This window comes from Streptomyces sp. NPDC034103 (genome assembly GCF_055575395.1).
Map to the genome: position 1 here is coordinate 206,920 of NZ_JBVISS010000007.1, position 12,688 is coordinate 219,607.

At 71.8% G+C, this 12,688-nt stretch carries 14 protein-coding genes; 8 read left to right on the forward strand and 6 right to left on the reverse strand.

Annotated elements, in window-relative coordinates:
• The first annotated feature begins 11 nt into the window (after nucleotides 1–11).
• The 4 genes from ACZ56U_RS17265 (at nucleotide 12) to mscL (ending at nucleotide 2,574) form a co-directional block, all read left to right on the forward strand.
• The gene (locus ACZ56U_RS17265) at nucleotides 12–314 is read left to right on the forward strand and encodes an FmdB family zinc ribbon protein (protein ID WP_469084829.1); all 303 of its coding nucleotides are present in this window, start codon (nucleotides 12–14) and stop codon (nucleotides 312–314) included.
• Between the two features lie 99 nt (nucleotides 315–413).
• Entirely contained in the window at nucleotides 414–1,247 is an 834-nt protein-coding gene (locus ACZ56U_RS17270) for an S-methyl-5'-thioadenosine phosphorylase (protein WP_469084830.1), read from the forward strand.
• Between the two features lie 154 nt (nucleotides 1,248–1,401).
• Nucleotides 1,402–1,962, forward strand: a complete 561-nt coding sequence (locus ACZ56U_RS17275; protein ID WP_469084831.1) for a hypothetical protein — start codon at nucleotides 1,402–1,404, stop codon at nucleotides 1,960–1,962.
• A 138-nt stretch (nucleotides 1,963–2,100) separates the two neighbouring features.
• A complete protein-coding gene (mscL, locus tag ACZ56U_RS17280) occupies nucleotides 2,101–2,574 on the forward strand; it encodes a large conductance mechanosensitive channel protein MscL (protein WP_469084832.1) in 474 nt (157 codons plus the stop codon).
• A gap of 40 nt (nucleotides 2,575–2,614) precedes the next feature.
• Here the strand turns inward: mscL and ACZ56U_RS17285 are convergent, their stop codons facing one another.
• Nucleotides 2,615–2,791 carry a hypothetical protein gene (locus ACZ56U_RS17285; protein ID WP_361518020.1) on the reverse strand — a complete coding sequence of 59 codons (177 nt, stop codon included), beginning with the start codon at nucleotides 2,789–2,791 and terminating at the stop codon, nucleotides 2,615–2,617.
• Between the two features lie 136 nt (nucleotides 2,792–2,927).
• Between ACZ56U_RS17285 and ACZ56U_RS17290 the strand changes: the two genes are divergently transcribed.
• From ACZ56U_RS17290 to ACZ56U_RS17305, 4 genes are all read left to right on the forward strand, one after another.
• Nucleotides 2,928–4,154, forward strand: a complete 1,227-nt coding sequence (locus ACZ56U_RS17290; RefSeq protein WP_469084833.1) for a low temperature requirement protein A — start codon at nucleotides 2,928–2,930, stop codon at nucleotides 4,152–4,154.
• Between the two features lie 40 nt (nucleotides 4,155–4,194).
• Complete coding sequence (locus ACZ56U_RS17295) at nucleotides 4,195–5,226, forward strand: P1 family peptidase (RefSeq protein ID WP_469084834.1); 1,032 nt, start codon at nucleotides 4,195–4,197, stop codon at nucleotides 5,224–5,226.
• A gap of 316 nt (nucleotides 5,227–5,542) precedes the next feature.
• Nucleotides 5,543–6,763, forward strand: coding sequence for a L,D-transpeptidase (locus ACZ56U_RS17300; protein ID WP_469084835.1), 1,221 nt, complete (start codon nucleotides 5,543–5,545; stop codon nucleotides 6,761–6,763).
• A gap of 234 nt (nucleotides 6,764–6,997) precedes the next feature.
• Nucleotides 6,998–7,744: a DUF6227 family protein gene (locus tag ACZ56U_RS17305; protein ID WP_469084836.1), complete on the forward strand. Its 747-nt coding sequence runs from the start codon at nucleotides 6,998–7,000 to the stop codon at nucleotides 7,742–7,744.
• Nucleotides 7,745–7,871: 127 nt separating this feature from the next.
• Here the strand turns inward: ACZ56U_RS17305 and ACZ56U_RS17310 are convergent, their stop codons facing one another.
• The 5 genes from ACZ56U_RS17310 to ACZ56U_RS17330 form a co-directional block, all read right to left on the reverse strand.
• On the reverse strand, nucleotides 7,872–8,123 hold the full coding sequence (locus ACZ56U_RS17310) for a hypothetical protein (RefSeq protein ID WP_469084837.1): 252 nt from the start codon (nucleotides 8,121–8,123) through the stop codon (nucleotides 7,872–7,874).
• A gap of 202 nt (nucleotides 8,124–8,325) precedes the next feature.
• Nucleotides 8,326–10,515, reverse strand: coding sequence for a PTS fructose transporter subunit IIABC (locus ACZ56U_RS17315; protein ID WP_469084838.1), 2,190 nt, complete (start codon nucleotides 10,513–10,515; stop codon nucleotides 8,326–8,328).
• Complete coding sequence (locus ACZ56U_RS17320) at nucleotides 10,512–10,928, reverse strand: hypothetical protein (protein ID WP_469084839.1); 417 nt, start codon at nucleotides 10,926–10,928, stop codon at nucleotides 10,512–10,514. Before ACZ56U_RS17320 ends, ACZ56U_RS17315 begins: the two co-directional genes overlap by 4 nt.
• On the reverse strand, nucleotides 10,925–11,872 hold the full coding sequence (pfkB, locus tag ACZ56U_RS17325; RefSeq protein WP_469084840.1) for a 1-phosphofructokinase: 948 nt from the start codon (nucleotides 11,870–11,872) through the stop codon (nucleotides 10,925–10,927). The genes ACZ56U_RS17320 and pfkB overlap by 4 nt, the downstream gene beginning before the upstream one ends.
• Nucleotides 11,869–12,630, reverse strand: coding sequence for a DeoR/GlpR family DNA-binding transcription regulator (locus ACZ56U_RS17330; RefSeq protein ID WP_469084841.1), 762 nt, complete (start codon nucleotides 12,628–12,630; stop codon nucleotides 11,869–11,871). Before ACZ56U_RS17330 ends, pfkB begins: the two co-directional genes overlap by 4 nt.
• Nucleotides 12,631–12,688 lie beyond the last annotated feature (58 nt).

Here is a 12,688-nt window from a genome sequence, read left to right on the forward strand (position 1 = left end):
GAGGAAGACAAGTGCCGACCTACCAGTACCAGTGCACCGAGTGCGGCGAGGGCCTCGAGGCGGTGCAGAAGTTCACCGACGACGCTCTGACCGATTGCCCGAACTGCCAGGGCCGCCTCAAGAAGGTGTTCTCCGCGGTCGGCATCGTCTTCAAGGGCTCCGGCTTCTACCGCAACGACAGCCGCGGCTCCTCGTCGAGCACCTCGCCGGCGTCGTCGAAGCCGTCGACGCCCTCCACGTCCACGTCGACCTCGTCGTCCTCGGACTCGAAGTCGTCGAGCAGCGGCACCTCCAGCAGCACCTCCGCCGCGTAAGGACTCGCTCGCGGGACCCTGTCGTCGTACGACGACGGGGTCCTCGGCGTTTGCGGAGCCGCTCTCTGCCCGCCGCGGGGGCCAGCTAGTGTGCGGGGCATGGCGAACGCAGAGATCGGCGTAATCGGCGGCTCGGGCTTCTACTCGTTCCTCGAGGACGTGACCGAGATCCAGGTGGACACCCCGTACGGACCGCCCAGTGACTCCCTGTTCCTCGGTGAGATAGCGGGCCGCCGGGTCGCCTTCCTGCCCCGGCACGGACGCGGCCACCATCTGCCGCCGCACCGGATCAACTACCGGGCCAACCTGTGGGCGCTGCGGTCGGTGGGCGCGCGCCAGGTCCTCGGGCCGTGCGCGGTGGGCGGTCTGCGCCCGGAGTACGGGCCGGGCACGCTGCTCGTGCCGGATCAGCTGGTGGACCGTACGAAGTCCCGCGTGGGGACGTATTTCGACGGGCTGCCGCTGCCGGGGGGTGCCGTGCCCAACGTGGTGCACGTGTCGCTGGCCGACCCGTACTGCCCCGTCGGGCGGACGGCGGCGTTGAAGGCGGCGCGCGGGCGGGACTGGGAGGCGGTGGACGGCGGGACCCTGGTCGTGATCGAGGGGCCGCGCTTCTCGACGCGCGCCGAATCGTTGTGGCACCAGGCGCAGGGCTGGTCCGTGGTGGGCATGACCGGTCACCCCGAGGCGGCCCTCGCCCGCGAACTCGAGCTCTGCTACACGTCGTTGACGCTGGTGACGGATCTCGACGCGGGCGCGGAGACCGGTGAGGGCGTCTCGCACGACGAGGTGTTGCGGGTGTTCGCCGCGAACGTGGACCGGCTACGGGGTGTGCTGTTCGACGCCGTGGCCGCGCTGCCGGCGAACGAGGACCGGGACTGCCTGTGCACAACGGCACTCGGCGGCATGGATCCCGGGTTCGACCTGCCGTGACGTGCTGGAGGACGGTGGCCCCGAGCGAGGGGAACTCCTCGTTCGGGTGAGGGAGTTGTCCACAGTCGGGCGCTGATCCACCTGTCCCGACGGGCGACGGCGCGAGGCCTCATCGTGGCCTTGCAAGCCGATCCCTCGTGACAGGTGGTGCCCCGTGTCCTACGGTCCGTCCTCCCCTCCCCCGCCCCTCGCCCCGCTTTCCCCGCTCGCCCCGCGCCCACCGGGCGCCGACGCCCCCGCCACCTGCGAGGTCCCGCACTTCGCCCCTGTGCGGGTGGGCGGCGGGCGGTATCAACTGGCCCGGCTCGTCAGGCACCGCAGGCGGGCCGTGGCGGCGGGCCTCGCCGTCACCGCCGCCGCGCTGGTCGCCGTCGGCCCCGGTGAGGCCGACGGGGTGCGCGGGCATCCGGTGGCCGAGCCGGTACGGGAGCGCCGCGCCGTCGAGATGGTGACGGCGCCGGTGCGGATCGCCGACGGGGCCACGGTCCTGTTGCTGCGGCCGGGCGACCGGGTCGACGTGATCGCCGCCGAGACGACGGCGACGGGCGGCGACGTCCAGGTGGTCGCGCGCGGGGCACGGGTGAAGAAGGTGCCGGAGCCGCTCGAAGACGCCCCGGAGAGCGGCGCGTTGGTGGTGCTCTCGGTGCCGCGCTCGATCGCGGCACGTCTCGCGGGGGCGAGCGCCACCGCCCGGCTGGCGGTGACCCTGTGCTGAGCCATGTGGTCCGCCTGCTGCGCGGCTTCCTGTCAAGCCCCTCTTACGAGCTACCCAATTGGACAGGGTCGCCTCGCGTTGACGTAGGTTGCGGAGCTGTTTGTCCCACACCCTGCGCGTGCGAGGAGAGTCCCCTAGGTGAGCGAGAAGAAGCCGAGCCTCTGGGAGGGCTTCAAGGCCTTCCTGATGCGCGGGAACGTCGTCGACCTGGCAGTTGCGGTGGTCATCGGCGCCGCCTTCACCAACATCGTCAACTCGGTGGTGAAGGGCATCATCACCCCGCTGGTCGGAGCGATCGGCACGAAGAACCTCGACAGCTACAGCTCGTGCCTCCAGGCCCCGTGCAAGGTCGCGCCGGACGGGACCGTGCTGAGCGGCATCCCGATCCGCTGGGGCACCGTGCTCGGCGCGACACTCAGCTTCTTGATCACCGCGACGGTCGTGTACTTCCTGATGGTCCTGCCGATGTCGAAGTACCTGGCCCGGCAGGAGGCCCGCAGGAAGGCGAAGGAGGGCACGCAGGAGGTCATGGACGTGACCGAGCTGGAGGTCCTCAAGGAGATCCGCGACGCGCTGCTCGCGCAGCGGGGCTCCGGCCACGACGAGCGCTAGCGGCCACGGCCCGGCGGGTCCGGGCGGCGGTCCGGGTCGGTCAGAGGTGGTGGGGCGGCTTCTCGTCGAGGAAGCGCTTCAGGTCCGCCGCGCTGTCGGCGCCGGGGCGTTCGCCCCACCCGCGGTCCGTGTCGTCCGAGGACTGCTGGTCCAGCGGGTCGTCGAAGATCAGCGACGGCTTCGGGGCGCGCGGCTCGGGGTCGGGGACGGTGCTCATGCGTCCAGGGTACGGCCCTGGGGGTGAGCGGCGTCCGGGGTGGGAGGAGACGAAGGGGGAGACGAAGGAAGAGGAGGAAAATGTTTGTGAATACGTTCACAAAACTTTCCGGCCGATATCTGCTCTGCTTGGACGCATGACGTCCAGTTCGACTCCCTCGCCGGCTCCGTCCACGGATCACTCCAGCCCGCTGCGCAGGCTCACCGCCCGCGCACGCGACGAGAGTCATCGGGTCGCCTCACCCCTGGAGCTCTTCTTCGACCTGTGTTTCGTCGTGGCGATCGCGCAGGCGGGCGTCCAACTCGTGCACGCGGTGGCCGAGTCGCACATGGGCGAGGGAATCCTCAACTACGCGATGGTCTTCTTCGCCATCTGGTGGGCCTGGATGAACTTCTCCTGGTTCGCCTCGGCGTACGACAACGACGACGTCCTCTACCGGGTCGTCACTCTCGTCCAGATCGCCGGTGTCCTGGTGCTGGCGGCCGGGATCTCGCGGGCGTTCGAGGACCATGAGTTCCTGGCCGTCTGGCTGGGCTACCTGATCATGCGGCTCGCCATGTCCGCGCAGTGGCTGCGCGCGGCGAGATCGAGCGAGGGGCCCGAGCGGACGACGGCCCTGCGCTATGCCTTCGGCGTGCTGCTCTGCCAGGTCGGCTGGCTCGGTCTGCTCCTGCTGCCCGAGGGCGGGCGACCCTGGGTCTTCCTGGTGATGGCGGTCATCGAGATGTGCGTGCCGCTGTACGCCGAGAAGGACTTCGCCACATCCTGGCATCCGCACCACATCTCCGAGCGGTACGGCCTGTTCACGATCATCGTGCTCGGCGAGACCATCGCCGCGGCCACGGTCGCCGTGAAGTCCGCCGTGGACGAGTACGAGGCGCTCGGAGACCTGCTGCCGATCGCCGCGGGCGGGCTCCTGGTCATCTTCTCCGCCTGGTGGATCTACTTCGTGGTGCCGATCCACGGTCATCTGCGTTCCAACAGGCAGTCCTTCCTGTGGGGGTACGGCCACTACCTGATCTTCGCCTCGGCGGCCGCGATCGGCGCCGGGCTGGAGGTCGCGGTCGAGCAGGCGGTCGGCCATGCGCACATCTCCACGCTGGCGGCGTCGGCCGCGGTGACCCTGCCGACCGCGCTCTTCCTGCTCACCGTCTGGGCACTGCACTCGCGCCACTTCAAGGTGGGCATCGCCCAGCAACTGGTGCTGCCGACCACGGCTCTGCTGGTGATCCTCTGCACGTTCCTGGGCGACTGGGCCGTCCTTGCCGCGGGCATCGTCTCGGCGGTCGCGGTGGCGACCGGGGTGACGCTGACGGCCCGCATGGTGGCCCGGGAGAGCAGAGCGGCCGTACCGGTCGGCTGACCTCCTGGGGCGGCGCCGCCGGCTGGACGAGACTGGCCCCATGACAGTTGACGCTCTGACGGATGTCACCGGCGTGCGCGTGGGACACGCGACGCGCGTCGGCGACGGATGGCTCACCGGTACCACCGTCGTGCTCGCCCCGGAGGGCGGGGCCGTCGCCGCCGTGGACGTGCGGGGCGGCGGGCCCGGCACCAAGGAGACCGACGCCCTTGATCCGCGCAACGTGGTGCAGAAGGTCGAGGCGATCGTGCTGACCGGCGGCAGCGCGTACGGGCTCGACGCCGCATCCGGTGTGATGGCGTGGTTGGAGGAGCGAGGGCGTGGGGTGTCGGTCGGGGTGGACCCGGCGCATGTCGTCCCCGTCGTACCGGCGGCCTGCGTCTTCGACCTGGGCCGGGGCGGCGACTTCCGGGCCAGGCCCGACGCGGCCACCGGCCGGGCCGCGGTCGAGGCAGCCGCGGCGAGCGAGGTCGGCGCGGCGGTGGCGGAGGGGGGTGTGGGCGCCGGTACAGGTGCCGTGGTCGGGGCGATGAAGGGCGGAGTCGGTACCGCGAGCACCGTTCTGGACTCGGGGATCACGGTGGCCGCGCTGGTGGTGGCCAACGCCGCGGGCTCGGTGATGGACCCCGAGACGGGGGTTCTGTACGGGGAGTTGTTCCAGGGGCGCGTGAACTATCCGGCGGCGAGCGTTCATGAGGCCGCGCGCCGACGCCTCGCGGAGGGCGCGGCGAGGAACGCGCCGCCCCCGCTGAACACCACGCTCGCGGTGGTCGCCACCGACGCGGACCTGTCGAAGGCGCAGGCACAGAAGCTCGCCGGTACGGCGCACGACGGCATCGCGCGCGCCGTACGGCCGGTGCACCTCCTGCACGACGGCGACACCGTGTTCGCGCTGGCGACCGGGCAGCGCCCGCTCGACGCGGGGCACCCCCTCGCGCTGAACGACCTCCTCGCGGCCGGCGCCGACGTGGTGACGCGCGCGATCGTGCGGGCTGTGCGCGCGGCCGAGTCGGTGGAGGGGGCTGGTGGGGTGTGGCCCTCCTACGGGGAGTTGTACGGGGGCGGTGACTGAGGGCGGGCCCGGCGGACGGCGATGACGGATGTCGTGCGACCGGGGTACGCGCCGGCGTCGGCGGGTAGTCGCGCCCACGCCGGGGATTGCGTCCCCGGTGCGGGAGGCCAGGGGGTGCCCTGTCGACGGCGCACGGCCCCGGTCGCCGTGGGCGGCACGAATGTGGCGCGATGTGGCGCAAAGTGCGCGATTGATGTCCCGGTTGTGTCACGTGATGGCGTTCACGGCTGTCGGAGGGAACCCGTGCGCTCATGGATGCGCTCTTTCTCCACACAGAGGAACGGATCACGCACATCACACGAACCTGGAGCAGCTCGTGACTACGCCGGACATATCAGCGCGGCGCGCACTCGGGGCCTGTGCCGCCCTGGCGGTCGGCGCCCTCACCCTCACCGCCTGCGGCGGTGGCGCCGATGCCGGGAAGGACGACGGCAAGAACGGCGGGGACTCGCCCAAGTCGTCGGACGCAAAGATCGTCATTTCGGCCAAGGACGGTTCCACCCGCGCGTCGATCAACGCGACGGCGGTCAAGGTCAGCGGCGGCAAGCTGGCCGACGTGAAGATGACGGTGGCGGGGACGGGTGAGTCCGTGCCGGGGTTCATCTCGGCGAACGGCGGGAGCTGGAAGCCGAAGGAGCAGTTGGAGCGCGGCACGAAGTACGAGATATCGGCGACCGCGAAGGACTCCGACGGGCGGACCACCACGGCCGGTTCGACGTTCACGACCGTCAGCAAGGCGAACAGTTTCATCGGGACGTACACGCCGGACGCCGGGACGACCGTGGGCGTGGGGATGCCCGTGTCGTTCACCTTCGACAAGGCGATCGGCGACAAGAAGGCCGTGCAGTCGCACATCAAGGTCACCACCACCAGCGGGCAGAAGGTGGTCGGGCACTGGTTCGGCTCGCAGCGGCTGGACTTCCGGCCCGAGGAGTACTGGAAGGCCGGGTCCAAGGTCACGATGAAGATCGACCTGGACGGGGTCGAGGGCGCGAACGACGTCATCGGGGTGCAGCGGAAGACCGTCACGTTCACGGTCGGGCGCTCGCAGGTCTCGACGGTCGACGCCGACACGCAGACCATGACGGTGGTGCGCGACGGGAAGACGCTCAAGAAGGTGCCGATCTCGACCGGTGACGCGCAGTACACCACGTACAACGGCCAGATGGTGATCTCCGAGAAGTTCCCCAAGCTGCGCATGGACAGCAGGACGGTCGGCCTCGAGAACGCCTACGACATTCCGGACGTGCCGCACGCGATGCGTCTGACGCAGTCGGGGACGTTCATCCACGGCAACTACTGGTACAACAAGAGCAATCCGCCCTTCGGCCGGCAGGGCACCAGCCACGGCTGTGTCGGGCTCCAGGACGTGCGGGGCGGGCAGGGAGACACGAACGCCGCGTGGTTCTACGACAATTCCATGCTCGGGGACGTCGTGATCGTCAAGAACTCCCCCGACAAGACGGTGTCGCCGGACAACGGGCTCAACGGATGGAACATGTCGTGGACCGAGTGGGTCGCGGGAAGCGCCGTGTGAGCGCCCGCCGAGCGCGGGGGCGCACGGGGACAGGGGCGCGCCGTCCGGGGCGCCTTGACGCGGCAAGTGCCGTCTGACCGGCGGTTTTTGACGGTCGCCCGGGTCGCGCGGGAACCTCTCGCGCGGCCTGGGCGTTTTCTGTGCGCACGTTTTCTCGGTTCCCGGACATGATGTCCGACCGAGGGGCTACGGTATGCACCCACAAGGTGACATGCAGCAACGCCGGGAGAAGCCTTGAGCGTTCCGTACGAGACAGCAGCGTACGAGCCACGCGAGTCGCCCGAGTCTCCGGAGGAGCATCTCGCGCGACTCCTCGGTCGCGCGCTGAACTCCTTCGAGCTGCCCGACGAGACGATTCGGCGACTCGACTGCGCGCTCGCGCACGACAGCTCGCTGCACTCCGCGCACCACAGCGCGGGGCTGCACCGCGAGACGTACCGCCACACCTGGCTCCTCGCCGACGGCACGGCGCTCACCCTCTGGGAGCTGGTCCACAACACCGGGCGGGACAGCGTCCCGCAGCACGAGGTGTACGTCGACGAGGAGGAGGTGCGCGCCGCCACCGCACGGCTGCCGCTGCCGCCGGACGCGCCGGACTTCGAGCTCCCGATGACGGTGCAGCTCTCGCCGATCCCCGCGCCCCGGCACGCGTACGTGCCCGACGACTCGGCGGACCACGCGCGTCGGCTCCTGCGCCGGGCGGAGAACGCGGACCGGCCGGACGGGGAGACGGCCGAGCTGCTGCGGACGGCGTGCGCGCACCAGATCACCCAGGCGTTCGGGCGGCCGTGCCGCGCGGGGCGGATCGGACTGTGCTTCTCGCTCTACGAGCACGCGTTCCTGTTGCGTGACGGTAGGGAGATCTCCCTGTGGGAGGTCGAGCACACGGCCACGCCCGACGGACGGCACATGTGCGAGGTGTACGTCTCCGAGGACGCGGCGCGCGATGCCATGGAGCGGCGCGCGGCGCGGGTTTCGTGAGCCCCGCGTGATCCCCTGATCCCCGTAGGCCCTGCAAGCCCTGCAAGCCCCGCCGGGTGCGCTCTCAGCCGCGCGCCGGTCGCGCCCCGCCGGACGCTTGTCCGCCGCGCCCGCCGGACGCCCGTGGTCAGCGGCCGTCGCTGAGTTGTCGTACCAGGCCCGCGAACGCGTCCCGCTCCGCCGGGGTCAGCTGGACGGCCTCCAGGTCGGGGCCGGCCTGCCGCTGGTAGGGAAGGGCCGGAAGTCCGGTGGAGGTCCGCCACAGGACGGCCTCACGGCTGCGGCGCAGGACGCGGGTCAGGCCGACGGCCCAGACGACGGTCGCCAGGGCGAGGACGGCCATGCCCGTCAGCTGGTAGATCGAGACGTGCTCAGGCATGCGCCCCAGTAGACACCACGGTCCGGGACTTTGGCCCCGGACCGTGACGTATCTCGCAGGAGCCGTGAACAACTCACGGCTGCCCAAAGGGACATAGGACCGCTGAAACGGCTGCGGCCGGTCGCCACCCCGTCCCGCCAGGGGTGTGACCGGCCGATCTCGCCGGGGCGGGCCCTGTGCGGCCGCCCCCGCCTTCCGTCGCTTACGCCGCCACGGGCTGCTTCACCTCGGCCGCCGCAGCCGCCGCGGACTCGTCGGTGCCGGTGGCCGTGCCGTCCGGGGACGTCTTGCGCAGGCCCTTGAGGACGATGACCAGGCCGGCCGTGATCGCGGTGCCGACGGCGATGGCGACGAGGTAGAGAAGCGGGCTGCCGATCAGCGGGACCACGAAGATGCCGCCGTGCGGGGCGCGCAGGGTGGCACCGAAGGCCATCGACAGGGCGCCGGTGACAGCGCCGCCCGCCATCGAGGCCGGGATGACACGCAGCGGGTCCGCCGCGGCGAACGGGATCGCGCCCTCGGAGATGAAGGAGGCGCCGAGGACCCAGGCGGCCTTGCCGTTCTCGCGCTCGGTGTGGGTGAAGAGCTTCTTGCGGACGGTGGTCGCCAGCGCCATGCCCAGCGGCGGGACCATGCCCGCGGCCATCACGGCGGCCATGATCTTCATCGCGGAGTCGCTGGGATCCTGGACGGCGATACCGGCGGTGGCGAAGGCGTACGCGACCTTGTTGACCGGGCCGCCGAGGTCGAAGCACATCATCAGGCCGAGCAGGATGCCGAGCAGGACGGCGTTGGTGCCGGAGAGGCCGGAGAGCCAGTCCGTCATGCCCTTCTGGGCCTCGGCGATGGGCTTGCCGATCACGACGAACATCAGGAAGCCGACGACGATCGAGGAGATCAGCGGGATCACCACGACCGGCATGATGCCGCGCAGCACCGGCGGGATCTTGATGCGCTGGATCGCGAGGACCACGGCACCGGCCAGCAGACCGGCGGCCAGACCGCCGAGGAAGCCCGCGGCGATGTTGGAAGCGATCATTCCGCCGACGAAGCCGGGAACCAGACCCGGGCGGTCCGCCATGCCGTAAGCGATGTACCCGGCAAGGACGGGGATGAGGAAGCCGAACGCGACCTGACCGATCTGGAGCAGCAGGGCGCCCCAGCTGTCGACCTGGGTCCAGGAGAAGTGCTCCATGACCGAGGGCGCCTTGGTGATCTCCCAGCCGCCGATGGCGAAGCCGAGGGCGATCAGCAGACCGCCCGCCGCGACGAACGGGACCATGTAGCTCACGCCGGTCATGAGCCACTTGCGCAGCTTGGTGCCGTAGCCGTCGCCGGACTCACCGGCCCGCTCGACCGGCGTACCCGCGCCCGGCGCGGCAGCGCCCGTCACCTCACCCCGCGCCGCCTTGCCCCGCACCTCGCTGATCAGCTCCGCGGGGCGGTTGATGCCCGCCTTCACGCCGACGTCGACGGTCGGCTTGCCGGCGAAGCGGTCCTTGTCGCGTACGGGGACGTCGTGGGCGAAGATCACGCCGTCCGCCGCCTGGATGACGGCCGGGTCGAGCCGGGTGAAACCGGCCGAGCCCTGCGTCTCGACGACGAGTTCGACGCCGGCCTCGCGGCCCGCGTTCTCCAGGGACTCGGCCGCCATGTACGTGTGGGCGATGCCGGTCGGGCAGGAGGTGACGGCGACGATACGGAAGGGGCGCGCGTCCGCGGCGTCAGCGTCCTTGGCGTCCGCCTTCCCGAAGTCCAGGCCGGCGCCCGGCGCCGGGGCCGGGTCACCCGTGGCGGCATCGGCGGAGGCCGCCCCCGATGCCGCCACGGAGTCTGAAGGGGCGCCCGCAGGAGCGCTCACCGCGCCCTGCGCGCCCCCGGGAGCCGCGCCCGCGGAAGGGACACCGGCAGAAGCGGCACCGGCAGATGCGGCGCTCGCGCTCCCCGTCGGCGCATCCCCACGGATCAGTGCCGCCGCGCTCGCCGCGTCCGTGGCCGCCCGCAGTGCGTCGGTGAACTCGGCGTTCATCAGCTGCCGCGCCAGCGAGGACAGGATCGTCAGATGGGCGTCGTCGGCCCCGGCGGGCGCCGCGATCAGGAAGATCAGGTCGGCGGGGCCGTCCGCCGCGCCGAAGTCGATCCCGGCGGTGCTGCGCCCGAAGGCGAGCGTGGGCTCGGTGACGTGCTCGCTGCGGCAGTGCGGGATGCCGATGCCGCCGTCGAGGCCGGTCGGCATCTGTGCCTCGCGGGCGGCGACGTCGGCGAGGAAGCCCTCCAGGTCGGTCACCCGGCCCAGGGCGACCATGCGTTCCGCGAGGGCGCGTGCCGCCGCTTCCTTGGTGGGGGCGGACAGGTCGAGATCGACCAGGTCCGCGGTGATCATGTCGCTCATCGCGGGCTCCTTCGCACGCGTATCGCCCGGGGAGAGAGGTGGGCGGGGGCGGGGGTGGGGACGGGGGTGACCGGGGTGCGGTGGGTGGTGGTGAGGGCGGAGCCGGGGAAGCCCCGCCCCCACCGGGTGGCAGGGCGGCTCAGGTGGCCCTGCCTCCCGCAGGCCGCGACGAGTAAGGGGGAGCCTCGCCGCATCATGGCCGGTTCATCGGAGAGTGCGTCGCTCGCCGCCGGTGCCGAAAGGGAGGTGCCCGCGCCACGCACCACCAGCGCCGACACGGACGCACCCGCGTCGCACACCCTCGGCGCCGACACCGTCGTACCCGCGCCGCACACCACCGGTGCCGACACCGTCGTACCCGCGCCACGCACCACCAGCGCCGACACCGTCGTAGGAGCTGTCAGGTTTCTCATGACACCGGCTCCTTCAGCGCGCGGTCGACCGGTACCTCGGCCGTCACCGAGACCGCCGCCGGGTCCAGGTCGTCCGGTGTCGGCATCACGCTGCCCGGCAGCTGTACCGCCGCCGCGCCGTGGGCGACCGCCGAGGCGAGTGCCTCCGGGCCGCTGCCGCCGGCGATGAGGAAGCCGGCCAGGGAGGAGTCGCCGGCGCCCACGTTGGAGCGGACGGCGTCCACGCGGGCGCTCGCGAACCAGGCGCCCGCGCCGTCGACGAGCAACTGCCCGTCCGCGCCCAGGCTGGCGAGCACGGCGCGTGCGCCCATCTCGCGCAACTCCTCGGCCGCCTTCACCGCGTCGCCCACCGTGGACAGGGGGCGCCCGACGGCCTCCGCGAGCTCCTCCGCGTTCGGCTTCACCACGTCGGGCCGCTCGCGCAGCGCCTCCAGCAGCGCACGCCCCGAGGTGTCCAGCGCGATCCGCGCGCCTCCGGCGTGGGCCCGCGCGACGACCTCGGCGTACCAGGAGGGTGCGAGCCCCCGGGGCAGGCTCCCGCAGCAGGCGATCCAGTCCGCGTCGCGTGACTGCGTCCGCACTGTCTCCAGGAGCAGTTCCTGTTCCTGGACCGACAGCTCCGGACCCGGCGCGTTGATCTTGGTGAGCACCCCGTCCGCCTCCGCGAGCGCGATGTTCGAGCGGGTGGCGCCCGCGACCGGGACCGGCGCGACCTCGATGCCCTGCGCGTCGAGCAGGTCCGCCACCAGTGCGCCCGGCGCACCACCCAGGGGCAGCACCGCGACCGTGCGCTGCCCGGCGGCCGCCACGGCGCGCGAGACGTTGACGCCCTTGCCGCCCGGGTCCATGCGCTCGCCGGTGGCGCGGATGACCTCGCCGCGGTCGAGTGAGGGGACCTCGTAGGTGCGGTCCAGGGACGGGTTCGGGGTGACGGTGAGGATCATGCGCGCACTACTTCCGTGCCGCCGCGCTCGATCGCGGTGGCGTCTTCGGGGCTCAGCCCGCTGTCGGTGATCAGCAGGTCCACGTCGCTCAGGTCACCGAAGCGGGCGAAGTGCTCCTGGCCGTGCTTGGAGGAGTCGGCGAGCAGCACCACGCGCCGGGCGGCGGCCACGGCCGCCCGCTTCACCGCGGCCTCGGCGAGGTCGGGGGTGGTCAGGCCGTGGTCGGCGGAGAAGCCGTTGGCCGCCACGAACAGGACATCGGCCCGGATCTCGCCGTAGGCGCGGAGCGCCCAGGCGTCGACGGCCGCGCGTGTGCGGTGCCGTACGCGCCCCCCGACGAGGTGGAGCTGGATGCCGGGGTGGTCGGCGAGGCGGGCCGCGATCGGCAGGCTGTGGGTGACGACGGTGAGGGACGCCTCCAGCGGGACGGCGGCGGCGAGGCGCGCCACCGTCGTACCGGCGTCGAGGATCAGGGTGCCCTCGGTCGGCAGTTCCGCGAGGGCGGCCTTGGCGATGTGGTCCTTCTCGTCGGCCGCCGTCGTCTCGCGTTCGGCGAGGTCCGGCTCGAAGTCGAGGCGCCCGGCGGGGATGGCGCCGCCGTGCACCCGCCGGAGAAGGCCCGCGCGGTCGAGGGCCTTGAGGTCGCGGCGGATCGTCTCCGCGGTGACCTGGAACTCCTCGGCCAGCGACACCACGTCCACCCGCCCGCCGTCACGCGCGAGCCGGAGGATCTCCTGCTGCCGCTCCGGTGCGTACATCTCCGTCGCCTCCGACTCAATGTCCGACCGCTCCCGGTCGGTGCCCGAACTTGTGGTT